19 protein-coding genes are annotated in these 21331 nt (G+C 61.5%); 8 read left to right on the top strand and 11 right to left on the bottom strand.

The window, feature by feature from the left end:
• Window positions 1–16: 16 nt before the first annotated feature.
• Complete coding sequence (locus ACUIAG_RS01255) at window positions 17–1711, bottom strand: MFS transporter (RefSeq protein WP_445339910.1); 1695 nt, start codon at window positions 1709–1711, stop codon at window positions 17–19.
• Window positions 1712–1918: 207 nt separating this feature from the next.
• On the opposite strand from ACUIAG_RS01255, the gene ACUIAG_RS01250 reads away from it, so the two are divergent.
• Genes ACUIAG_RS01250 through ACUIAG_RS01230 form a run of 5 tightly spaced genes read left to right on the top strand, consistent with a single transcriptional unit; the run spans window position 1919 to window position 5057 of the window.
• Window positions 1919–2626: a TetR/AcrR family transcriptional regulator gene (locus ACUIAG_RS01250; protein ID WP_445339909.1), complete on the top strand. Its 708-nt coding sequence runs from the start codon at window positions 1919–1921 to the stop codon at window positions 2624–2626.
• Window positions 2617–2973, top strand: coding sequence for a YccF domain-containing protein (locus tag ACUIAG_RS01245; protein WP_045924197.1), 357 nt, complete (start codon window positions 2617–2619; stop codon window positions 2971–2973). The genes ACUIAG_RS01250 and ACUIAG_RS01245 overlap by 10 nt, the downstream gene beginning before the upstream one ends.
• Window positions 2974–3001: 28 nt before the next feature.
• Complete coding sequence (locus tag ACUIAG_RS01240; RefSeq protein ID WP_445339908.1) at window positions 3002–3541, top strand: peptidylprolyl isomerase; 540 nt, start codon at window positions 3002–3004, stop codon at window positions 3539–3541.
• Window positions 3542–3553: 12 nt separating this feature from the next.
• Entirely contained in the window at window positions 3554–4045 is a 492-nt protein-coding gene (locus tag ACUIAG_RS01235; protein WP_445339907.1) for a very short patch repair endonuclease, read from the top strand.
• On the top strand, window positions 4011–5057 hold the full coding sequence (locus ACUIAG_RS01230; protein ID WP_445339906.1) for a Gfo/Idh/MocA family protein: 1047 nt from the start codon (window positions 4011–4013) through the stop codon (window positions 5055–5057). The genes ACUIAG_RS01235 and ACUIAG_RS01230 overlap by 35 nt, the downstream gene beginning before the upstream one ends.
• A gap of 79 nt (window positions 5058–5136) precedes the next feature.
• Here the strand turns inward: ACUIAG_RS01230 and ACUIAG_RS01225 are convergent, their stop codons facing one another.
• The 8 genes from ACUIAG_RS01225 to ACUIAG_RS01190 all read right to left on the bottom strand — a co-directional run bounded on the left by ACUIAG_RS01225 (window position 5137) and on the right by ACUIAG_RS01190 (window position 14868).
• The gene (locus ACUIAG_RS01225; RefSeq protein WP_229132901.1) at window positions 5137–6144 is read right to left on the bottom strand and encodes an ABC transporter permease; all 1008 of its coding nucleotides are present in this window, start codon (window positions 6142–6144) and stop codon (window positions 5137–5139) included.
• Window positions 6141–7220 (bottom strand): ABC transporter permease, encoded by a 1080-nt coding sequence (locus ACUIAG_RS01220; RefSeq protein ID WP_445339905.1) that lies wholly within the window; start codon window positions 7218–7220, stop codon window positions 6141–6143. Before ACUIAG_RS01220 ends, ACUIAG_RS01225 begins: the two co-directional genes overlap by 4 nt.
• Window positions 7217–8773 (bottom strand): sugar ABC transporter ATP-binding protein, encoded by a 1557-nt coding sequence (locus ACUIAG_RS01215; RefSeq protein WP_144086018.1) that lies wholly within the window; start codon window positions 8771–8773, stop codon window positions 7217–7219. Before ACUIAG_RS01215 ends, ACUIAG_RS01220 begins: the two co-directional genes overlap by 4 nt.
• 136 nt (window positions 8774–8909) lie before the next feature.
• On the bottom strand, window positions 8910–9884 hold the full coding sequence (locus ACUIAG_RS01210; protein WP_445339904.1) for an ABC transporter substrate-binding protein: 975 nt from the start codon (window positions 9882–9884) through the stop codon (window positions 8910–8912).
• 192 nt (window positions 9885–10076) lie between these two features.
• The gene (locus ACUIAG_RS01205; RefSeq protein ID WP_445339903.1) at window positions 10077–11759 is read right to left on the bottom strand and encodes an LpqB family beta-propeller domain-containing protein; all 1683 of its coding nucleotides are present in this window, start codon (window positions 11757–11759) and stop codon (window positions 10077–10079) included.
• A gap of 62 nt (window positions 11760–11821) precedes the next feature.
• Window positions 11822–13459, bottom strand: a complete 1638-nt coding sequence (gene mtrB / locus ACUIAG_RS01200; RefSeq protein ID WP_445339902.1) for an MtrAB system histidine kinase MtrB — start codon at window positions 13457–13459, stop codon at window positions 11822–11824.
• Complete coding sequence (gene mtrA / locus ACUIAG_RS01195) at window positions 13456–14169, bottom strand: MtrAB system response regulator MtrA (protein WP_260804502.1); 714 nt, start codon at window positions 14167–14169, stop codon at window positions 13456–13458. The genes mtrB and mtrA overlap by 4 nt, the downstream gene beginning before the upstream one ends.
• A 120-nt stretch (window positions 14170–14289) precedes the next feature.
• On the bottom strand, window positions 14290–14868 hold the full coding sequence (locus ACUIAG_RS01190; RefSeq protein WP_445339901.1) for a haloacid dehalogenase-like hydrolase: 579 nt from the start codon (window positions 14866–14868) through the stop codon (window positions 14290–14292).
• Window positions 14869–15299: 431 nt separating this feature from the next.
• On the opposite strand from ACUIAG_RS01190, the gene ACUIAG_RS01185 reads away from it, so the two are divergent.
• Window positions 15300–15740, top strand: a complete 441-nt coding sequence (locus ACUIAG_RS01185) for a MarR family winged helix-turn-helix transcriptional regulator (RefSeq protein WP_045924188.1) — start codon at window positions 15300–15302, stop codon at window positions 15738–15740.
• A 16-nt stretch (window positions 15741–15756) separates the two neighbouring features.
• Here ACUIAG_RS01185 and ACUIAG_RS01180 read toward each other — a convergent pair whose 3' ends face one another.
• Both ACUIAG_RS01180 and ACUIAG_RS01175 read right to left on the bottom strand, forming a co-directional pair.
• Window positions 15757–17154, bottom strand: a complete 1398-nt coding sequence (locus tag ACUIAG_RS01180; RefSeq protein WP_156147908.1) for an MFS transporter — start codon at window positions 17152–17154, stop codon at window positions 15757–15759.
• Window positions 17155–17339: 185 nt separating this feature from the next.
• Window positions 17340–18734 (bottom strand): replication-associated recombination protein A, encoded by a 1395-nt coding sequence (locus ACUIAG_RS01175; RefSeq protein ID WP_445339900.1) that lies wholly within the window; start codon window positions 18732–18734, stop codon window positions 17340–17342.
• A 268-nt stretch (window positions 18735–19002) separates the two neighbouring features.
• On the opposite strand from ACUIAG_RS01175, the gene ACUIAG_RS01170 reads away from it, so the two are divergent.
• Together ACUIAG_RS01170 and ACUIAG_RS01165 are read left to right on the top strand one after the other, a co-directional pair.
• Complete coding sequence (locus tag ACUIAG_RS01170; protein ID WP_445339899.1) at window positions 19003–20517, top strand: amino acid ABC transporter substrate-binding protein/permease; 1515 nt, start codon at window positions 19003–19005, stop codon at window positions 20515–20517.
• Entirely contained in the window at window positions 20514–21329 is an 816-nt protein-coding gene (locus tag ACUIAG_RS01165; protein WP_445339898.1) for an amino acid ABC transporter ATP-binding protein, read from the top strand. Before ACUIAG_RS01170 ends, ACUIAG_RS01165 begins: the two co-directional genes overlap by 4 nt.
• The last annotated feature ends 2 nt before the right edge of the window (window positions 21330–21331 follow it).

Below are 21331 nucleotides of genomic sequence, written 5' to 3'. Positions count from 1 at the left end.
CAGGATCGCGGACGCCTCAGACCTTGTCGGCGCCAGCCTTGCGGGCGGCCCGACGCACCAGCACCGAGGCAGCCAGTCCCACGAGAAGCAGCAGGACTGCAAAGCCCATGGCCCACTGGGCGCCTTGGGTGAATCCCTCGGTCAGGGCATTGGTCACCTGAGGACCCAGGGCTCCCAGCCGACCCCGCGTGCCCTGGGCGCGCAGGCCGACGATGGCATTCCCGGCAGAGGACTGAACGGATCTGACCAGGCCATCGGCCATCTGCGCCGAGATCCCCTTGAGCGCCGTCAGATGCCTTGGCAGCACCAGGCTCAGAGCCAGGGAGAGGGCGGAACCGGAGACTGCAGCACCCAGGGCGGTCCCCCACTGACGAATGGTGGACTGGGTGGCCGAAGCCTGGCCGGACTGGGCCACCGGAACACCGGAGAGCACCAGGCTGGTCAGCTGTGCCGAGGCAAAGCCCAGGCCGGCACCGTAGATGATCAGAGTCAGGGTCATGGGCCAGACCGGCACCGACCCACGCATGAGCAGAATGGACAGGGCCACGCCGACGATCTCCATCAGCAGGCCCGTCTGCACCGTGCCGCCGGCCCCCAGACGGGCTGAGACCACCCGGGCCAGACCGCCCGAAACAACTGACCCCAGAGCCATGACGCCCAGGATGGATCCGGCCCCCAGTGGACTCAGGCCTCTGGCGTTGATCAGGTAGAGGGGCAGGATGAACATGACTGCGAACTGACCAGCGTTGACGATGGCGGCCGTCAGGTTGCCCCAGCCGAAGGTGCCGATGGTGAACATGGAAACGTCCAGGATGACCATCCTGCCCCTGCGCGCCCTGGCCAGCTCGGTCATCGCAAAGGCGGCCAGCAGGGCCAACCCCAGGAGCAGACTGACCGGGACCGGCGACAGCGGTGCCGATGCGGACCAGTGCAGAGGGCCCAAATCGAGTGCAGCGCGGGGGCGCCACCAGCCGTAGGTCTGCCCCTCGATCAGCGCAAAGACCACCAGAGCCGACCCCAGGGCCGAAAGGAGTATGCCCTTCCAGTCGGCAAGCATCCCCCACCGGTCGCCGGTCTGCCGGGGCGCTGACTTGGTCTCGGGCACAAAGACTGCGCTGGTCAGGAGGACGATCAGGCCCAGGGGCAGATTGACCAGGAAAATCCACCGCCATCCGATGGTGCTGGTGAAGACACCGCCCAGGAAGGGGCCGACCGCCGCAGCAGAGGACATGACGGCCCCCCAGATGCCGAATGCAGTAGCCCGGTGACGACCCCGGAAGGTGGCGGACACGGTAGACAGGGTGGATGGCATGACCAGGGAACCGCCGATTCCCTGAACAAGCCGGGCCAGAAGCAGCATTGTGCCGGAGGAGGCCGATGCGGCGAAGACGGAACCCAGCACAAAGATGACCGTGCCCACCTGCAGGATCCGCTTGCGTCCGATCATGTCCCCCAGTCGACCGGAAGGCAGGAGCAGGGCCGCCAGGACGATGCTGTAGAGGGCGGTCACCCACTGGGCCTGAGCCAGGTTGATGTGGATGGCAGCGATGATGGAGGGGATGGAGACGTTGACGATGGACGAATCCAGCACAATCATGGCCAGACCCAGGGCCAGCACCCAGAGGGCACGCCAGGGCGGTGCTGCCTCCTGAGACTCTTGACGGTTCCTCTGGATGCCCATCTTCACGTCCGTACTTGCCGATCCGGTCATCGGAGCTCCCCTCACCCTGGTCTGCGAATTTTTTGCGACTATACGTCGCAAAAACATATCTGGCAAGTTCACTCAGCGCGGACAAGCCGCACGCTGAACCAGTCCTTACAGCTTGGTTCCTCAGCGAATAGGCCATATCATATGCCCCAAGACCGGCCCAGCCCGATTCCGAATCGCTGCACCAAGGAGGCCGGACCAAGGAGAACCATGCCCAGGATCCGCGAATCCACGCTCCAGGAGCACCGTGCCAAGACCTTGGACCAGATCATCGCCGCCGCCGAGGCCATCCTGCGCACTGGCGGACGAGGCCAGCTGACCATGGCCGAGGTAGCCCGGCGCGCCAATCTGGCCCGGAACTCCCTCTACCGCTACGCCCGGGACGCCGACCAGCTCTGCGACATGGTCATGGAACGGCACCTGCCCGACTGGGGCCGTGCCCTGGACCAATCCCTGGGCAAGGCAGAAGACCCGCGCCGGACGATCGAGGTCTGGACCCGCACCAATCTGGAGCAGGCCGGACTGCACGGACACGGCTGGCTGATGAACCTCTACGCCGAGCAGCACGACGAGCAGCTACGCCAGGCCCTGATCTATGGCAACCCCTCGAATCCTCATGAGCCCGCCCCAGGGATCGACCGGTCCACAGACCGGCAGATCCAAGCCCTGCTGGACTTCCACGGGCAGGTCAACCAGCCGCTGATCCAGGCGTGGACAGCCCTGCGCCCAACAGACCCGGCCATGGGCGTGGAGGTGACGCGAGGGATCGTCCAATCCGGCATGCGGCTGATTGATGCCCTGGACCAGGAGCTCGCCACCGAGCAGCGGCAGAAACGACTGACTATCATCATCGAGAAGGTGACCGCCTGCGCCAAGGCCGTCACCGCCACCCTGACGGAAGGATCCACATGCGCCTGATCGGCAACATCTGCTGGCTGCTGCTGGGAGGACTGGCCATTGCCCTGGCATGGGCCCTGATAGGCATCCTGCTCTGCCTGACCGTGGTGGGCATCCCCTTCGGTCTGCAGGCCTTCAAGATGGCCAGACTGACTTTGACCCCCTTTGGCCGACAGGTCATCTATGGAGGCGGGCTGGGATCTTGGCTGGCCAATCTGCTCTGGATCATTCTGGGCGGCTGGTGGCTGGCCCTGGCCTATCTGGTGGCCGGACTGGTCACCATGTTGACCGTGGTGGGCATCCCCTTCGGTCTGCAGGCCTTCAAGATGGCCCGCTTGGCCCTGATGCCCTTCGGATCCTCAGTGTGAGTCGCCATCGTATGAAAGGATTGGTGACATGAGCACAGTTATCATGCATACCTCGGAGGGCGATATTCGCCTGGACCTCTTTGACGATCAGGCCCCTGAAACCGTAGCCAACTTCCTGGACCTGGCCGCAGGCCGCAAAAACTGGACCGACCCCGAGACGGGCCAGAAGCGTCAGGATCCCTTCTATGACGGTCTGACCTTCCACCGGATCATCAAGGACTTCATGATCCAGGGCGGCTGCCCGCTGGGCACGGGCACGGGCGGCCCAGGCTACGAGTTCGATGACGAGATCGATCCCTCTCTGACCTTTGAGGAACCCTACAAGCTGGCCATGGCCAATGCAGGGCTGCGCCGGGATCCGGCCACAGGAAAGACCCACGGCACCAACGGATCACAGTTCTTCATCACCAGCGTGCCCACCCCCTGGCTCAACGGGCATCACACCATCTTCGGCCAGGTGGCTGATGAGGATTCCCGGAAGGTAGTCGACAAGCTGGACGCCGTAGCCACTGATTCGAGCGACCGTCCCCTTGAGCCGGTCTTCATCAACAGCGTCGAAGTCCTCTGAGCCGGGCCGGGGATGGTTTCGAAAAAGACACCCAGCAGATTCCAGCCCGGCACACGCAGCTACACCATGTCCCGAATCAGGGGCACGGAGACATCAATAGAACGCCAGGTCCGGTCATATCTCTTCTCGCGCGGTCTGCGGTTCCGCAAGAACGACAAGAGGTATCCGGGCCATCCCGATGTGGTTCTGCCCAAGTGGAGGGCCATGGTATTCGTCAATGGCTGTTTCTGGCACATGCATCAGGGCTGCGCCAAATTCTCCCTTCCCAAATCCAATGTGGAATATTGGACCACAAAGCTGACAAGGAACCGTCTGCGGGATCAGGAACAGGGCGAAAAACTGAAAGCCATGGGTTGGCGGGTTTTCACAGTCTGGGAGTGCCAGCTGGACACCCGACATGCCGAGGAAACCCTGAAGAAATTGTATGAGGCCATCACAGCAGATGGCCTTCCAAACGAAGGAGTCAAGGATGAGCAGATTGAACGGCAAAGGACAAGAGGCTGAGCAGAAGGGCATGCGGGTCAACTTCGCCATTCTCGGCGCCGGACGGATAGCCAACGCCCTGGCCAAGACGGTGGTCATGATGGCCAAAGACCAGCAATACAGCCATCTGGTTGCCCCATACGCCGTGGCCTCGAGGGATGGGGATCGCGCAGCCGCTTTCGCCAAAAAATATGGATTCGAGCATTCTTATGGTTCCTACCAGGAGCTTCTGGACGATCCCCAAGTGGATCTGGTCTACATCGCCACGCCTCACAGCCTCCACGCCGAGCAGGCCATCGCCTGCATGAAGGCGGGAAAGAACGTGCTGGTCGAAAAGTCCTTCACGGCCAACGCCGACCAGGCCAGGCAGGTCATCGAAACATCCGAGAGCACCGGCCTGCTCTGCACCGAGGCCATCTGGACCAGGTACATGCCCTCGCGCTCCATCATCGACGACATCGTCTCCTCGGGAGAAATCGGCACCGTCAGAACGGTCACCGCCAACCTGGGATATGTGACCGTGGGCAAGGCCAGAATGACCGACCCGGCCCTGGCCGGCGGCGCGCTGCTCGACGTAGGTGTCTACCCTCTCAACTTCATCGACATGGTCATGGGAGCCAAGCCTATTGAGCGGGTCTGCACGGATTGGGTCCGCAGCCCGGAGGGCGTCGACAGCCAGAACTCCACGACCATTCTCTACCAGGACGGATCCATGGGGGCAGCGACCAGCTCCATGGTCTCGGCCAGTGACCGGACCGGCAGCATCTGGGGAGACCAGGGTTACCTGCAGTGCGCCAACATCAACAACGTGGAGTCAATCGACCTGTACGACGCGGATCACCAATTGAAGAAGCGCTACCCCATCCCTGACCAGCTGACCGGTTATGAGTATGAGGTGTCCAGCGCAGCGCAGGCCATTCTGGACGGCGAGACCGAGTGCGCCCAGATGCCCCACAAGGACACCCTGCGCATCATGGAGCTCATGGACTCTCTGCGCCGCCAGTGGGGACTGGTCTTCCCCTTCGAATCATGAACCAGCAATGCGAATGGGGGCTGATGCCGCAATCGCCACGGCATCAGCCCCCATTCAGATCATCCAGGAAAACCCTGTGTCATTCCTTTCTCACGAAGGTCACCAGACGCTGGAGGATGACGAAGACCAGGATCATCAGACCGACCACGATGGTGACGGCCTCAGCCGGGACTCCGAAGTCCGAGGTCAGAGGATCGATGATCGAGCGGACCAGCGCACCTATGACAGAACCCAGCACGTAGCCGTAACCGCCAGTGATCAGGGTGCCGCCGATGACGACCGCAGCTACAGCGTCCAGCTCCCAGCCCACGCCCATGGTGTTCTTGGCTGAACCGATGCCAGCCACATAGACGATGGAAGCGATGGAGGCCAGGACAGCCGAAGTCAGGTAGATGACATACTGCGTCCGCTTGACCGGAAGGCCCATCAGCTCGGCCGAGGACCGGGAACCGCCGATGGCGTAGATGGTACGGCCCGTCCTGGTCTTGTGGAGGATGACATAGCTGACTGCCACAACGACCAGAGCGACTACCACGCCGAAGTTCAGCGAAAGATCATTGGAAATCTTCGGGTTGTCGATGATTTTCAGTCCCTCGCCGCCGATCCAGCTGAAGTTGTTGTTCTGCGGCATATTGAGCGAATCAGTTGAGATGATGGAGGCTATGCCCCTGGCCAGGAACATAGTGGACAGTGTGGCGATGAAGGGCTGCATGTTGAACTCTTCGATGAGCACGCCGGCCAGCAGTCCAAAGACTGCGCCAATGGCGATCATGATGACGATGACCAACCCCGCCGGCACGCCGGCGATCATGAGCTTGACACCGACGACGCCAGTGATGGCGACTATGGCCCCCACGCTCAGATCGATGCCACCGGTGAGAATGGGGAAGGTCATGGCTACTGCCAGGATCACCAGGTAGGCGTGGTCCATGAACAGCGAGGACATGAATCCCAGCCGGATATAAGTGCCGAAGAGCACCTGGCCCATGATCAGCATGAGCAGGAAGATGACCACGGCAGCGACTGTCGGAATGGCCCTGGGGCTCAGCCGGAAACCTGCTTGTCTGCTTGCACTCTTCTTCATCATGCCACCACCTCTGCAGACTGCCTCATGGCACGCCTGCGTTTGAACTCAGCGACCGCGTTGTGCACCTTGGGCGCCTGCATGACGCAGATGATGATGACCACCACAGCGAAGAAGGCTGGCGTGGCGGCTGAATCAATGCCCAGAGTGATGATGGTCTTGCGGATCATCGCAATGATCACGGCGCCGAAAGCGCTTCCCAGCAGCGAGAACTTGCCGCCCAGCAGGGAGGTGCCTCCAATGACCACAGCCAGAATGGCGTACATCTCCAGGTCCTGACCGGTCTTGACCACGTCGACCCTCATCACTGAAGCAGTCGCGAACAGCCCTGCCACAGCGGCCAGCAGACCGGAGATGGCGTAGACCAGGAAGAGGATCCGCCGGGGCTTGATGCCGGTCATTCGGCTGGCTTCCTGGTTGATGCCCACCGACTCGATCATCATGCCGGCTGCCGTCTTCCTCATCAGAAGACCGACAAGGCAGACGATGATCACGGCTATGACGAAATTGGCCGGGATTCCCAGAATGAAGCCATTGGCCATCCAGCGCAACGGTCCGCTGCCGGCCACGCCTGAAGCGTCGGCATTCTGCCCATTGGTGATGACCTTGGCCAGTCCCCTGCCTGCCAGCATCATGATCAGCGTGGTGATGAAGGGCTGGAGTCCCAGAATGGAGACCAAGGCGCCGTTGATGCAGCCCAGAACCAGACCTACGGCCAGGGAGATCAGAATGGCCATCCAGACGTTCACCCCGTTGATCAGCATCTGCATGGCTGCAGCTCCGGCCACGGCCATGAGCGAGCCGACCGAAAGGTCGATGCCCGAGGTCGAGATGACCAGGGTCATGCCGGTGGCGATCATCAGGTATCGCGCAGACTCCTGGATCATGGTGATCAGGGGTCCTGCCAGGCCGCCTGTGCGCGGATTGTATGACAGGCTGAGGAAGGAATGATCCACTAGGGTGCAGACCACAATCAGCGCGAGGAAGGCGACCACGCTCCAAATCAGCTGATTGCCGAATATGCGGCGCAGGAAGGATGGACCTTCATCCTCCGATTGCTGCTTGGTGGGCTTGCTCATCTTTCCTCCTTTCCTTGAGATTGTCCGGAGACCGAGGTGTTGGCTATGTCTTCCACGATGGTCTGCTGGGAAACCGTGTCATCGTTGTCCATCAGGTCGATCTTGTGACGGTCCTTGAGGACGGTTATCTGATCGGAGAGGCGGACGACCTCATCAAGCTCAGAGGAGATGAAGACCACGCTCATGCCCTGAGCGGCCAGATCCAGCACCGTCTGCTGGATCTCCGCCTTGGCGCCGATGTCGATTCCCCTGGTCGGTTCGTCCAGGATCAGCAGCTCAGGATCCGTGGCCAGCCACCTGGCCAGCAGGACCTTCTGCTGGTTTCCTCCTGAAAGGTTCTTGATCAGCCTGTCGGGATCGGCCGGGCGGACATTGAGCTCCTTGATGTACTTGTCGACTATCCGATCGGCTTCCTTCCTGGGGATTGGCCTGAACATGCCCCGGGTGGCCTGGAGGGCCAGGATGATGTTCTCCCTGACCGTCAGGTCGCCGATGATGCCCTCATCCCTTCTGTTCTCCGTAGAGTAGGCAATCTTGTTCTTCAGGGCGTTGGCCGGGCTGTCGATGGAGATCTTCTTCCCATCAAAGGTGTAGGTACCCTTGTCGGGCTTGTCTGCGCCGAAGAGCAGGCGGCCGATTTCGGTTCTGCCGGAACCCAGCAGGCCGGCCAGTCCCATGATCTTGCCCTTGAAAAGATCCATGTCGAAGGGGTAGATGCTGCCCTTTCTGCCGAAGCCGCGGACGCTGGCCAGAGGCCGGTCTGTTGCGGCTTGGGGTGTCTCTTTCCTCGACTTGGTGCCGATCAGCGAGAGCTCATCGGCGTTCTTGCCGATCATCTTGGTAATAAGGACATCGCGCGGCATGTCCTTGACCATGGTCTCCTCGACGAATTTGCCATTGCGCAGAATGGTCATCCTGTCGGCGATCTCGTAGACCTGGTCCAGGAAGTGGGAAACAAACAGTATGGCGATGCCCCGGTCCCTGACCTTGCGCATGATCCGGAAAAGATCCTGAACCTCATTGGCATCCAGCGAAGATGTCGGCTCATCCAGGATCAGGACCTTGGCATCGATGACCATGGCCCTGGCGATGGCTACCAGTTGCTGCATGGCTATGGATATCTCATTGAGCGGTGTGTGAGGATCCAGATCCGTCAGGCCCATCTGGGCCAGAAAGCCTTTGGCCGCCTCATGGGTCTTGCGCCAGTTGATGCCCAGGTGCCCCCTCACCTCGTGCCCGAGCATGACGTTTTCGCCCACACTCAGATTGGTGCACAGGTTGACTTCCTGGTAGACCGTGGCGATGCCGGCGTTCTGCGCATCGGCTGTGCCGTTGAAAATCCTGTTTTGGCCGTTGACGGTGATGGTTCCCGCGTTGATTTTGTATACCCCGGTGAGCGCCTTGATCATGGTCGATTTGCCTGCGCCGTTCTCCCCCATGAGGGCATGGACCTCACCGGGGAACAGACGCAGATCGACATTGTCGAGCGCCTTGACACCAGGGAATTCAATGCTGATTCCCTTCATGGAGACCAAGGGTGCTTCTTTTGTCATTGTCTTGCCTCATCAAACTGAATGCTGATCGGGGGGCGGTACCGCGGCCCAAAGACCCTTTCCCGCCCATGAAAAACGGCGTACCGCAACCTTCCCGGGTGCGCCGTCCTGTGCGTCCTACGCGATCAGCGATAGATCAGTACGCTCTGGAATCGATGACCTTCCTGGCCTCATCGGCGGTGAAGACCTTCGAATCAATGACGATGTTCTTCTTGACCTTCTTGCCGTCCAGGTAATCCTTGACGGTCTTGGCGGTCGTTTCGCCGAAGAGCGGGTTGTACTCGATCACCAGCGACAGATCGCCGTCGATCAGGGCCTTCAGAGCAGGCTTGGTGCCATCGATGGTGATGATCTTGACCTTGCCCTTAAGACCTGCGGCATCGACAGCCTGTGCAGCGCCCAGGCCCATCTCGTCGTTCTGCGAGAAGATGAACTGGACATTCTGGCTCTTGTACTTGTCCAGCAGTCCGGCGGTGACGGTCTTGGCCTCGTCAGTGGACCAGTTGGCCGACTGGCTCTCCAGAACCTTGATGTTGCCACCGATCTTGGAATCCCAGCCCTTCTGGCGGTCCTTGACCACCGACAGGCCGGCAGGGCCCTCCAGAATCAGGCCATTGGCTCCATCGGGGAAGTTCTTGTTGACGAACTCTGCCGCCTGCTGCCCTGCCCACTCGTTGGAAGGTCCGATGTGGGAGGCGACCAGGCTTTCGTCCTTGGTCTGCACGTTGCGGTCGACCAGGAAGACCGGGATCTCGGCCTCCTTGGCCTTCTTCAGCGACTCATCCCATCCGCTGTCCTCGGTGGAGGACAGGACGATGGCATCAACCTCGTCGTTGACGAACTTGTTGAAGGCCTGGATCTGCTTCTGCTGATCGTTGTTCTGGGTCGGCGAATAGATCATGTTGAATCCGGCATTCTTGAAGGCCTTCTTCAGATCGTTCTCGTTGGCCGTGCGGAAGCCGCCCTCAGGACCTACAGCAACGAATCCGATGGTCTTCTGCTTGTCGCCGCCCTTGCTGGAGCTGGACCCGGAAGAGCCGCAAGCTCCCATGGCCAAGACCGCAGCCGAGGCCGTGGCGATGGTCAGCGCCTTCTTCAGTACTGTATTCATTGTTCTCCTCCTTGAGTAGTCAGCATCGAAGCCACAGCATTATGATCATCGATGATGACATCCACGATTTTCAGTATCGTTTTTCCTCTTGCCGAGCTCAAGGCGCAGTGATAACAAATCGATAACAGTTCAGCCACACCGACAGCCAAGCTGCAGCCGAGCCGCAGCCGGTACCACCCATCCCGGTGATTGTCACCTGCCGCTGGTAACCGTATCCACCTGGGAATCAATGATGTACCACATGCCCTCCAGGGCTCCGGAAAGGCAGTGAACGATGCCCGAACGGTCCAGGGCGATCAGGCTCTGCATCTGATTGACCTGCCCTGCAGCCAAGCCGGTGGTTCCGGCCGGCAGATGCTGGATCGTCTCCGGACCAGGGGCGATCTGGGAATGGCCGCCCGCATCCATGTCGCCATCCTTGTAGACCAGGGTGTCGTCGTTGTAGAAGGTCAAGGCCCTGATATCCCGATGTCGGGCGATGACCTGGATCTGGTCGCTCAAGCCCTTCGGCCGCTGATTCTCGCCTCGGACAATACCCAGCATGACCAGGGTGTTCATACCCTGCGAACCATCTTCGAGCACCAGGCATAGACGCTGCCCCTCAGGTGCCACAGTCAGGGCGACCACACGCCGCCCATGCAGCCAGGGCAGGGCGAATTCCAAGGCACCCGGCTTGCCTGCGTCGACCAGAATGGCGGAATCACTCTGCCTGACAGCCCAAACCTCATCGGTGAAACTGCCGGCTATGGCGGTAATGGGTGTGCCGGCAAACAGTTTTCCGCAGGATGAAGCATCGGGTTTCAGACAGGTCACCTGGCCCTGATCAGACAGCAGCGCACCGCCATTGGAGGAAAAGACCAGCCCCCTGGGCTCATGAAAGACGGGAGGCTGACCGACCCTGATCAGGTTCGAGGAGTTGAAACCTACCACCCCGCTGCTGCCCAGACTGTAGATGCGGTTGGAAGTCTGCCCTGAAGCTATGGTCAGGTCGTCATCCGCGTGGGAATAGTCAATCCCTGACGCATCGACCACCCGCAGATCAAACTCGCCATTGCCGTCGCCCAAGAGCATCCGCATTTGATGGACCAGCATGGCCCTGTTTTCGCTGCTCAGGGAGGCGAAGGAGCTGCTGACCCTGATTTCCATGCGTCCCTTGACCTGCTGCACCGCATCGACTGCCAGGGAGACCTTGGCGGTGTTGAAGTTCGTCACGGAATCCCGCAGCCAGGCCGGAGGGCCCTTCAGCAGTTCCTTCAGGGCCAGGGTCCTCCAGTTTCGCCAGCCGAACCAGCGGTTGTCGGGAACAGGCACACCCTTGGCCAAGGGGAACTGATAGATGACGACCTGACGGTAGACCTGCATGAAATCATCCGAAGAGATCACTATCCCCGCCGGGGCCTTGCTGATCCGCCATTGGCCGCGCACTTTAGCGAGCTCAAACCGTTCGGTCCTGTACCCTGAGCCGCAGTCCTGCTCGGTGACGGAGAATATTCCATGGGCGTCCAAGGAGCCAATGCACTCGGTGGTCAGGTCAAGGGCAGTCCTCTTCCCGCTGCCCTCGTCATCCACGCGGTCATAGACAGGAGAACCCTTATAGATCGAGACGGATGCATTGAAATCCCATCCCGCAAAGGCCCGCTTGGTCATGTAGGACTTGGCGACAGCAAAGCCATCGCTTTGAATGCCGGTAGGCAGAGCCGCCAGGAAGCCCTTGACAATGCTCTCTGGCACGGCTCCGTCCACAGGACCTTCCGGGGAGGAGAAGACGCGATGGGGCTGATTCTCGATGGGACTGAGCTGACGGACCGACCCTGAGGTCGGCAGCCCGAATGGATTGGCGCAGCCTCCTGCGACCAGAGCAGCCACCATGGCCATACACATCCCCAGCATCCGCACAGGGCGAAAGGCTCTTGGCCAGCGTGACGGTCTGAAAATGCTCATGATGCAGCCTCTTCGAAGAAGCCTTCCACGTCCAGACCATGGCCAGGCTGGAATCGGACCGGCGCACTCCCCTGATCCAGTTGCTCACAGACATCCCTGGGCAGGGTCAGCAGGAACCAGGTCCCCTTCCCAACCTGCGAGCGCACCTGGAGCAGGCCATGCATGAGGTTGGTATTGTCCAAGGCGATCGACAGCCCCAGACCTGTACCGCCCGTCAACCGAGACCGCGACGGATCGGCCCGCCAGAACCGTTCGAATATATGAGTCAGGTCTTCGGGCGCAATGCCGGTTCCCCAGTCGCGCACACTGAATACCACGGCCTGCTCCGAGACGGCCAGCCGCAGCTGCACCGGCCCGTCCTCGGCGAAATCGATGGCATTGTTGACCAGGTTGCGCAGAATCGAAGTGCAACGGCTGGCATCGACGGTGATCATCACCTTGTGGTCGGGAAGGAGCGCCTTCACGGGAACCCCTTTCGTCCTGGCTATCTGGGCGACCTGCTGAACCACGTTGCGGACCAGATCGCAGGCATCGCGCAGGTCCGGATTCAGCGATGTCTGGCCAGCCTCGTACCTGGATATTTCGAGAAGATCCTCAAGCATGCTGGCGAAGCGCGACACCTGCTTGTCCAGCAATTCCACGGTCCTGCGCTTGCTGGGATCCAGGTCGTCCCGAGTCTTGAAGAGCAGGTCCGTGGCCATGCGGATGGTGGTGACCGGGGTCCGCAGCTCATGGCTGACGTCTGATACAAACCTGCGCTGGTAGGCTTCGGCCTCCTCCAGCTGACCGATCTTCTCATTGATGGAATCAGCCATCACGTTGAAGGAACGCTGCAGGGTGCCCAGCTCATCGGTCCGGTCCTCAGTGACCCGGACGTCCGACTCCCCTTGGGCCAATCCCTTGGCGGCACCTGCCACCTTGGTCACCGGACGGATGACTGAGTGAAGGGCCAGGAACACGATGATCCCCATCACAACGCTGGTCACCACGCTGACCGCAAGAAGGGCCATCTGCACGGAGAGCACGGAGCGCTGCTGGTCTGCGAAGGAGTAGATGGCATAGAACTCGATCCCTCCGGTAGTGGCCGGCCTCAGCATGGACCCCATGACGATGCCCGGGACCGGGTACTGACCCTTGTCGGCCGTGTTGATCATCTGCGAGTATGAGTGGCTGCCATTTGAGACGACGGCATTCCTGATTTCCGGGGTGATCAGGTCGCTGTCTCCCGGGGCAGTGGATACAGGGACGAACCTGCGGGCTGTGGAGTCATCCGGCCAGATGAAGACCCCAACCATGTTGGGCGCCCCCTCATTCTGAACGTTGGCTGCCATATTGACCACCAGTTTCTGATAGCTGCCCTCATCACCGGTGATGTCTGCGGAGTCAAGTCCTCCCTGAGCCCTGGTCAGCTCAGCGGCAAAGTCGGCCTGTGCCTGTCGCAGAACCTGGTTCAAGAGGGAGGTCCTGACCGAATACAGGGAGGCTGTCATGAAGACGACGCCGATCAGGAGTGCCGAAACCGTTGCCAGAAGGACCATTCGTATCTGCAGGGAGCTCCTGACTGCTCTGTAGAGCCTGCGCAGGAACATCCCGACTGCGGAAGACACGACCCTGTGCCTCGTGCGACTGCTCATGATCCTGGCTGCTCAGCCGCATACTTGTAACCGATGCCCCGAACCGTCTCGATGATTCTGGGATTTTCGGGATCGTCTTCGATCTTCTGCCTGAGACGCTGCACGTGGACGTTGACCAGACGGGTATCGCCCATATCCTGGTAATCCCAGACCTTCCGCAGCAGCTCTCCCCGGCTGAGCACCTCCCCGGGATGCGAGGCCAGCACGTAGAGCAGCTCGAACTCCGTGGGTGTCAAGGAAAGCTGCCTGCCCCGCTTGACCGCAGTGTGCTCCTGGCGGTTGATCTCTATCAGGCCATGGATGGCGGCCGGTGACTCCTGCCCCTCCTGATCAGCCCGGACCGAGACCGGACGCAGACGTGCATGGATCCTGGCCAGGAGTTCATCGGTGCTGAAGGGCTTGACCACATAGTCATCGGCTCCAGCCTCCAGACCCTCGACGATGTTCTTGGTATCGGATTTGGCCGTCAGCATGATGATGGGGACATTGGATCTGGACCTGATCCACCGGGCGATGCCAATCCCATCCATGCCGGGCAGCATGATATCCAGCAGCACCAGATCAGGTTCCACCGTAGGGAATATCTCCACTGCCCTGGATCCATCCGTACAGGTCACCGGCCTGTAGGACTTCGTCTGCAGCACTATTGACAGCATCTCGCCCAGATCCCTGTCATCGTCGACAATCAGTATCGTGGCCGGCTCTTTCACAAGAAGCCCTCCCTCGTTCTCAGCATGCCATTATGCTCACTTGCTTCTAAGCAGAACGATAGCAGGGTTGGTCGGGGCTGAACCCGCCGACGGATCTTGGCGGGAATTGGCAGGGTTGACCTATTTGATGCGACGGACCCGGCCATGCTCCACCATATAGGCACGCCGCGCTAGATCGATCATGGGCAGATCGAAGGCCGAATCGGTGTAAAAGGCGTCAATGGCCGCCTTCTGGCCCAAGATCCGCTGAAAGTGCAGGGGCTTGTCAGGCCCGAAGTTGAGGTAGCCCACGGTCAGGGATTCCAAATCCAGGGTGGAGCCGATGCAGCGGGTGATGCCCAGTCGGCGGCAGGCCTCCCCCGCCACCAGATCGAAGGAGGCGGTCACCACCACATCGTCAGCCTGGGGGGTGTACCAATCCATGATCTTGTGCATGTTGGCATCCCAGAATTGGTTGACCAGCCGGTCCATGTCAAAGCCGGGACGCGAGGTCAGCCGACGCAGGTAGCGCGAGCCCACCCGGCGCATGGCCGAGTCCAGCTGCTCGAGTGTGACCCGGCCCAGACGGTAGCGGACGGCATAGAAGAGGGCAATCGGCAGGTAGCCAAGCACCCGCGGATCCTTGCGGGCGGTGAACAGGTAGAAGTCAAGCAGACTCTCGCCATCGTAGATGGTGCCATCGAAGTCCAGTACCCGCATGCCAGTCCTTTCCAAATCTCAGCGCTAAAAAGCGAACATCTTAGCATACCGTGGAGCAATGACGGTGATAGTCCCCGACTTCCATGGGTCATACTCCCCCAAATGCTGACCCGCACAGCCTCGTGAACAGGCAGTCCCTTTTCAGCCCACGAGCACGAAGGAGACAGAAATCCCTAGACGATCGGCCGTGACAGGCCTCGATCGGAATCGGCGTCTGGGCAATCATGGCCTGCCTGATCCATGTCCTGATCGTGGATCATCCCCATGGTGTCGACGGTATTGATATGATGAAAATGCGTTGTTCATATAAGGCCGAGGTTTGGGACTTGTCGAAAATAGGCCTGGAAGGGGAACGGCGCCGAAGGGGTCCATGCGGTCAATCATGTCCGCCGAGCTCTTTGATTTTCCTTACCAGCTAGGGGGCAGCAGCGATGTTGAAGAAGAGCCACTACCACAACCTGAGCAGCTGCATAGCCGGAATCTACCGGCATGCACGCAATGACACCAGCCGGTACATGGGCGACTCCACCTTACGGGGCACTCAAGGTGATCTGATCGTATATCTCTATGATCATCCAGGCCTCAGTCAGCGGCAGATCGCCCGGGATCTGTGCGTAGACCCCAGTCTGCTGGCCAGGGATCTCAAGGCTCTGAAGGCCCAGGGCCTGGTCAGCCGTGAACAGAACCCAGCCGATCACCGCGTCAATATCATCGCCCTGACCAGGTCGGGCGCAGACATCGCGCGCAAACGGATCAGGTCGGTCAACAACTGGTGGACGGACCTGTTCAAGCAGAATCCCGATATCGACCCCGAGACCTTCCAGACCGAGCTGCGCTGCGTCTACAACCGGCTGCTGGCCAATCAGCTCTGACCCGCTTACCGCAGAATCAGCCCACCGAACGGCCGGAGGTCTCCCAGCCCATCAGGCCTACAACCAGCATGGAGGCCAGGGCAACCAGGCTGATGGTGACGAAGATCGAGGTGCTCCCCCATACGCTGAGCATGGCACCGATCAGCACGGGCATGAGCACATTGCAGAGCTTGGCAACGGCATTGGCAATGCCCACGCAACGGAAGCGGACCGTGGTCGGGAAGAGCTCGGGCGCATAGACGGCCACCACTGAAGACATGAGGACGTAGAGGCTGGCCATGAGCAGGATGCCCACCAGGATGGCCGTGACCTGGCTGGTCTGCGCGGCGTAGAGCATACCGAAAACCGCTGTCAGCAGGAAGGCGGTGACGATGATCCGCTTACGACCTATCCGGTCCAAAAGCAGGGATCCGATCAGGCAGCCCAGGGGGGCACCCAGCATCATCAGGGTGCTGATCCACAGGGATCCGCTCAGATTGATGCCCCGCTTGAGCAGGATGGTGGGCACCCAGGAGGTGAAGGCGTAGGAGCAGACATTGGTGGCCGAGACTGCCACAGTGGCCACAATCAGGCCGCGGACAATGCTGCCCGAAGCCTTGGCAGGTGCTTGAGTGCCTTCATCCTTCCCAACAAGGGCGGAGCCACTGGCAGAACCGGAGCCTGAATTACCCTGAGCGTTGTTGGCCTCCAGAAGCTCGACCACCTGGGTGGCCTCGTCTATCCGCCCGTGCTGGGCCAGCCATCGAGGGGACTCAGGGATGTCACGCCGCAGGTACCAGATCAACGCCGCTGCCAGACCAATGCCCACGAAGAGCGGCCGCCAGGACCAGCGCGGAATGATCCAGGCGCACAGGAGCATGGCCAGGGGCACTCCGGTGTTGGCCACCAGCGAGACGATGGCGCTCCAGCGGCCGCGATGCTTGATGGGAGCGAATTCGTTGACCATGGAGAATCCGGTGACGATTTCGGCGCCAAGACCCAGGCCGGCCCCCAGGCGGCAGACCGAGAGGACGGCCATGTTCGGGGCCAGAGCGCCCAGCAGGGTAAAGCCGCCGAAGAGCAGCAGGTTGATCTGATAGGCGGTCTTGCGCCCCCGCAGGTCTCCGATGAATCCGGCCAGCAGCGAGCCCACCAGGAGCCCCAGGAAACCAGCCGACAGGAAGAGGGAATTCTGGGCGACCGTGGACCACCCGGTGCTCAGTGCTGAACTGGCTACTGCGCTGCCCACATAGACATCGATGCTGTCCATGAGCATTCCCGCAGCCACCAGGGCCACGATCTTGTAAAAAGTAGCCGATTCACGAGCATTGTCTACTCGCCGGGTAATCTCGCGGACCGCCAGGTCGTCCTCGGCCACGCCGAGGCCCTTTGATTGTTCGGATATGTCTGCATTGTCAATGACCGCTGTCGACATCGTCACCCTCGCGCCCGTGCATGAGGCAGGCATGCCCCATGCGTCCATGCCAGACCTGCCGACGACGACAGGCTCCTTGTGGGAGCGTGGCGAACGTCACTATGGAAGGCCTGGACCCTGCGGCGTTTCGGTCATTGTGTGGCTGCTCAACGTCTATTGGGTGCCCAGTATAGGAGTCTGGACGGTCATTGCCCAGACCCGGCGTTTCCCCCCGGCCCGGCTGCCCTGTCCAGGATGGCCCTGATGGCCTCCAGTCGTGGACCCAGCTGACGCTCATAGCCACGATCATTGGGGTGGTAGTAGCGTCGTCCGACCAGTTCGTCGGGCATGTACTGCTGGGGCGCCACCGCATCCGGCGCATCGTGGGCATACTGGTAGCCCTCATGGTTGCCCCAGGCCTTCATCAGCTTGGTGGGGGCATTGCGCAGGTGCAGGGGAACCTGGCCGATATGCCCGGCGTCCACATCCTCCAGGGCTTGGTTGATGGCCAGGTAGGAGGCGTTGGACTTGGGCGCAGTGGCCACGGCGATGACTGCCTCGGCCAGGATCAGCCGGGCCTCCGGCATGCCCACCATGGCCACGGCCTGGGCAGCCGCGACCGTGATCTCCAGCACCTCCGGAGAGGCCATGCCCACCTCCTCGGCGGAGGCGATCATGATCCGTCGGGCGATGAAACGCGGGTCCTCGCCTGCCCGGATCATCCGAGCCAGGTAGTGCAGGGCCGCATCCACGTCGGAACCCCGCATGGACTTGATGAAGGCCGAGGCCACGTCATAGTGGTCGTCGCCCTTCTTGTCATAGCGGACGGCGGCCACGTCCATGACCGAGGAGACCACCTTGGCATTGATCAGGGGCCGACGCGCCCCCTTGGCACGAGGCCCGCCTTCGGTGACGGCCCCGGCCGCAGCCTCCAGAATGGTCAGAGCACGACGGGCGTCGCCCCCGGCAAAACGCACGATCTGGTCCAGAGCCTCTGCATCCAGCCGCACCTGGTCCTTGAGCCCCCGCTGGTCCTTGACGGCCCTGCGGACCAGCTTGGCCAGGTCCCGGTCGTCCAGGGCCTCCAGCTTGACCACCACCGAGCGGGAAAGCAGGGGCGCAATGACCGAAAAGCTGGGATTCTCCGTGGTGGCTGCGATAAAAGTCACATCCCGGTTCTCCACGCTGGGCAGCAGGGCATCCTGCTGGGACTTGGAAAAGCGGTGGACCTCATCGATGAAGAGGACCGTCTCCTGGCCCTGGCTGACCAGCCGCTCCCGAGCCTGGGCGAGGACCTGCCGCACCTCCTTGACCCCCGAGGTGACGGCCGAAAGCTCCTCGAAATGCCGCCCGGACTGTCGGGCGACGATGTAGGCCAGGGTGGTCTTGCCCACCCCGGGAGGACCGAAAAGAATGACCGAGCTGGGAGCCGTCAGGCGGTTGTTCGGATCCGACCGGGCCAGCCGCTCCAAAGGGGTTCCAGGAGCCGTGACCTTGTCCTGGCCGACCACCTCGTCCAGGCTCTTGGGCCGCATCCTGACCGCCAGAGGCAGGGTGTGCTCCTCGGGGGGATCCGCCGCCTGGAAGAGATCATCAACCATCTGCAATACCTCATTCCTCGGGGCCCTATGGCTCCCCGCCTTCACCAGCATAGGCCTGCGCCTGCCACAAACAGCAAGACGAACGCGCTAGACTAGAAACCTATATGACCGTATCGCCCAGCGCGTAGTTGGGTCCCGGAAACCCGGTGTGTGTACAGTTTACTGGTCATCCGCCTGAACATCTTCAGGTAGGCCCATGGGCGGCAGCAAGGCCTGCGCCCTGAAACAACCGGGACCGGCACAGTAGGAGCAATAAGGAGAATCGCCAGTGATCGCCAAGCATGTTCGCCAGGGATGGACATCCGGTCCAGGCAGGTGGGCCATGGGCCTGCTTGCCCTGGTCCTGGGGCTCTCAGCCCTGATTGTCGCCCCCCTGGCCACGCCGGCGCAGGCGGCCCAGGACTCACCCGCCGCGCAGGCGGTCCACGGACGCACCTTCCGCGTCGCCACCGACACCACTTTCGCCCCCTTTGAATTCCGCGACTCCTCCGGCAAGCTGGTCGGCATCGACATGGATCTGATCCGCAAGATCGCCGACATCGAGGGGTTCTCGGTGCAGATCCAGTCCCTGGGCTTCAACGCCGCCCTGCAGGCCTTGAACTCCCAGCAGGCCGACGTGGTCATAGCCGGCATGACCATCACCGACCAGCGCAAGCAGGTCTACGACTTCACCGACCCATATTTCGACTCCGGCGTGCAGATGGCCATTGCCAAGGACAACGACCAGATCCACAGCTACAAGGATCTGCGAGGCAGCGTGGTGGCCGTCAAGACCGGCAGCGAGGGCGAGGCTTTCGCCAAGCAGCGTGCGGCCCAGTACGGGTTTAGCGTCAAGGCGGTGGACCAGTCCTCCACCATGTACGAGATGGTCAAGTCCGGCAACGCCCAGGCGGTCATCGACGACTACCCGGTCCTGGCCTACGGCATCGCCCAAGGCAACGGGCTGAAGACCGTGACCAAGAAGGAGCCTGGCGCCTCCTACGGAGCGGCCGTCCGCAAGGGCGAGAACAAGGAGTTCGTGGCCGCCTTCAACGAGGGACTGGCCAGGATGAAGGCCGACGGCAGCTATAAACAGCTGGTCGATGCCTATGTGGGCAGCGGCCAGTCCAGCAAGAGCGCCCCCGCCTCCAGGCCAGGATTCTTCGAGCTGGTCCGCCAGGCCTTCCCCTCCCTGATGCTGGGCCTGCGCAACACCCTAGCCATCACGGCCATATCCTTCGTCATCGCCCTGGCCATCGGCATCATCCTGGGACTGTGGCGGATCAGCCCCAACCGCATCCTGTCCTGGATCGCCCGGATCTATGTGGCGGTCTTCAGGGGCACACCCGTCCTGGTCTGGGCCTTCTTCTTCTACCTGGGCGTCCCCCAGCTGATCGGCCACCGCATCAGCATCTGGCTGGCCGGCGCGCTGACCCTGTCCCTGAACTCCGGAGCCTACCTGGTGGAGATCGTGCGCGGGGCCATCGAGTCGGTGGATGTCGGGCAGATGGAGGGGGCCCGCAGCCTGGGCCTGACACGTCGCATGGCCCTGCGCCGGGTCATCCTGCCCCAGGCCGTCAGATTCGCCACGCCCTCCATCATCAACCAGCTGGTCATCATGCTCAAGGACTCCTCCCTGCTGCTGGCCATCGGCTTCGGCGAGCTGCTCTACCAGGCCCAGCAGATCTACGCGGCCAACTTCCGCGTGACCGAGACCCTGTTCATGGTGGGCGTCATCTACTTCGTCGCCATCAGCGCCCTGACCTGGATGGCCAATATGCTCGATAGGAGGCTGCATCGATGAACTTCGAGGACCCGGACATGGACACCGGACGACTGACCCGTCGCATCCGCCAGAACCAAAGTCGCCTCAACCAGGGAACTTCCCAGGCGGCCGTATCCATCCGCGACCTGCATAAGCGCTACGGCGACACCGAGGTCCTCAAGGGGATCGACATGGAGGTCAAGCCGGGCGAGGTCATCTCCATCATCGGCCCCTCGGGCGCGGGCAAGTCCACCCTGCTGCGCTGCATCAACGCCCTGGAGATGCCCACTTCGGGCACCATCAGCGTCTATGGGATCGACATTTCCGATCCAAAGACCAACATCGACAAGCTGCGCGAGCACGTGGGCATGGTCTTCCAGCACTTCAACCTCTTCCCCAACATGAGCGTGGCCGACAACATCACGCTGGCCCCCCATATGCTGCACAAGACCCCCAAGGAGGATGCCCGGCAGCAGGCCCTGGAACTGCTGGAGACCGTAGGGCTTCAGGAGAAGGCGGACGCAAGGCCCACGGACCTGTCGGGCGGGCAGCAGCAGCGTGTGGCCATCGCCCGCGCACTGGCCATGCACCCGGACATCATGCTCTTCGACGAGGCGACCTCGGCCCTGGATCCGGAGATGGTGGGCGACGTGCTTGAAGTCATCCGCTCCCTGGCCGAGGGCGGCATGACCATGATTCTGGTCACCCACGAGATGGCCTTCGCCCGGGAGGTCTCCTCCAGGGTGATCTTCACCGATGCCGGGATCATCGAGGAGGAGGGCACGCCCGAACAGATCTTCGGCCACCCGCAGAGCCCTCGGCTGCAGTCCTTCCTCTCCAAGGTCCTATGAAG

Source organism: Bifidobacterium sp. ESL0825, assembly GCF_052606465.1.
Note: the sequence above shows the minus strand (reverse complement) of the source record. Positions and strands in the feature narration are given on the sequence as shown.

Coding starts and splice junctions, on each gene's coding strand:
- ACUIAG_RS01235 (WP_445339907.1), top strand. CDS start 3,554: ATGGTTTCGAAAAAGACACCCAGCAGATTCCAGCCCGGCACACGCAGC.
- ACUIAG_RS01220 (WP_445339905.1), bottom strand. CDS start 7,220: ATGAGCAAGCCCACCAAGCAGCAATCGGAGGATGAAGGTCCATCCTTC.
- ACUIAG_RS01225 (WP_229132901.1), bottom strand. CDS start 6,144: ATGATGAAGAAGAGTGCAAGCAGACAAGCAGGTTTCCGGCTGAGCCCC.
- mtrB (WP_445339902.1), bottom strand. CDS start 13,459: ATGAGCAGTCGCACGAGGCACAGGGTCGTGTCTTCCGCAGTCGGGATG.
- ACUIAG_RS01185 (WP_045924188.1), top strand. CDS start 15,300: ATGTTGAAGAAGAGCCACTACCACAACCTGAGCAGCTGCATAGCCGGA.
- ACUIAG_RS01215 (WP_144086018.1), bottom strand. CDS start 8,773: ATGACAAAAGAAGCACCCTTGGTCTCCATGAAGGGAATCAGCATTGAA.
- ACUIAG_RS01180 (WP_156147908.1), bottom strand. CDS start 17,154: ATGTCGACAGCGGTCATTGACAATGCAGACATATCCGAACAATCAAAG.
- ACUIAG_RS01245 (WP_045924197.1), top strand. CDS start 2,617: ATGCGCCTGATCGGCAACATCTGCTGGCTGCTGCTGGGAGGACTGGCC.
- ACUIAG_RS01205 (WP_445339903.1), bottom strand. CDS start 11,759: ATGGCCATGGTGGCTGCTCTGGTCGCAGGAGGCTGCGCCAATCCATTC.
- ACUIAG_RS01175 (WP_445339900.1), bottom strand. CDS start 18,734: ATGGTTGATGATCTCTTCCAGGCGGCGGATCCCCCCGAGGAGCACACC.
- ACUIAG_RS01250 (WP_445339909.1), top strand. CDS start 1,919: ATGCCCAGGATCCGCGAATCCACGCTCCAGGAGCACCGTGCCAAGACC.
- ACUIAG_RS01190 (WP_445339901.1), bottom strand. CDS start 14,868: ATGCGGGTACTGGACTTCGATGGCACCATCTACGATGGCGAGAGTCTG.
- ACUIAG_RS01210 (WP_445339904.1), bottom strand. CDS start 9,884: ATGAATACAGTACTGAAGAAGGCGCTGACCATCGCCACGGCCTCGGCT.
- ACUIAG_RS01255 (WP_445339910.1), bottom strand. CDS start 1,711: ATGACCGGATCGGCAAGTACGGACGTGAAGATGGGCATCCAGAGGAAC.
- ACUIAG_RS01240 (WP_445339908.1), top strand. CDS start 3,002: ATGAGCACAGTTATCATGCATACCTCGGAGGGCGATATTCGCCTGGAC.
- ACUIAG_RS01165 (WP_445339898.1), top strand. CDS start 20,514: ATGAACTTCGAGGACCCGGACATGGACACCGGACGACTGACCCGTCGC.
- ACUIAG_RS01230 (WP_445339906.1), top strand. CDS start 4,011: ATGAGCAGATTGAACGGCAAAGGACAAGAGGCTGAGCAGAAGGGCATG.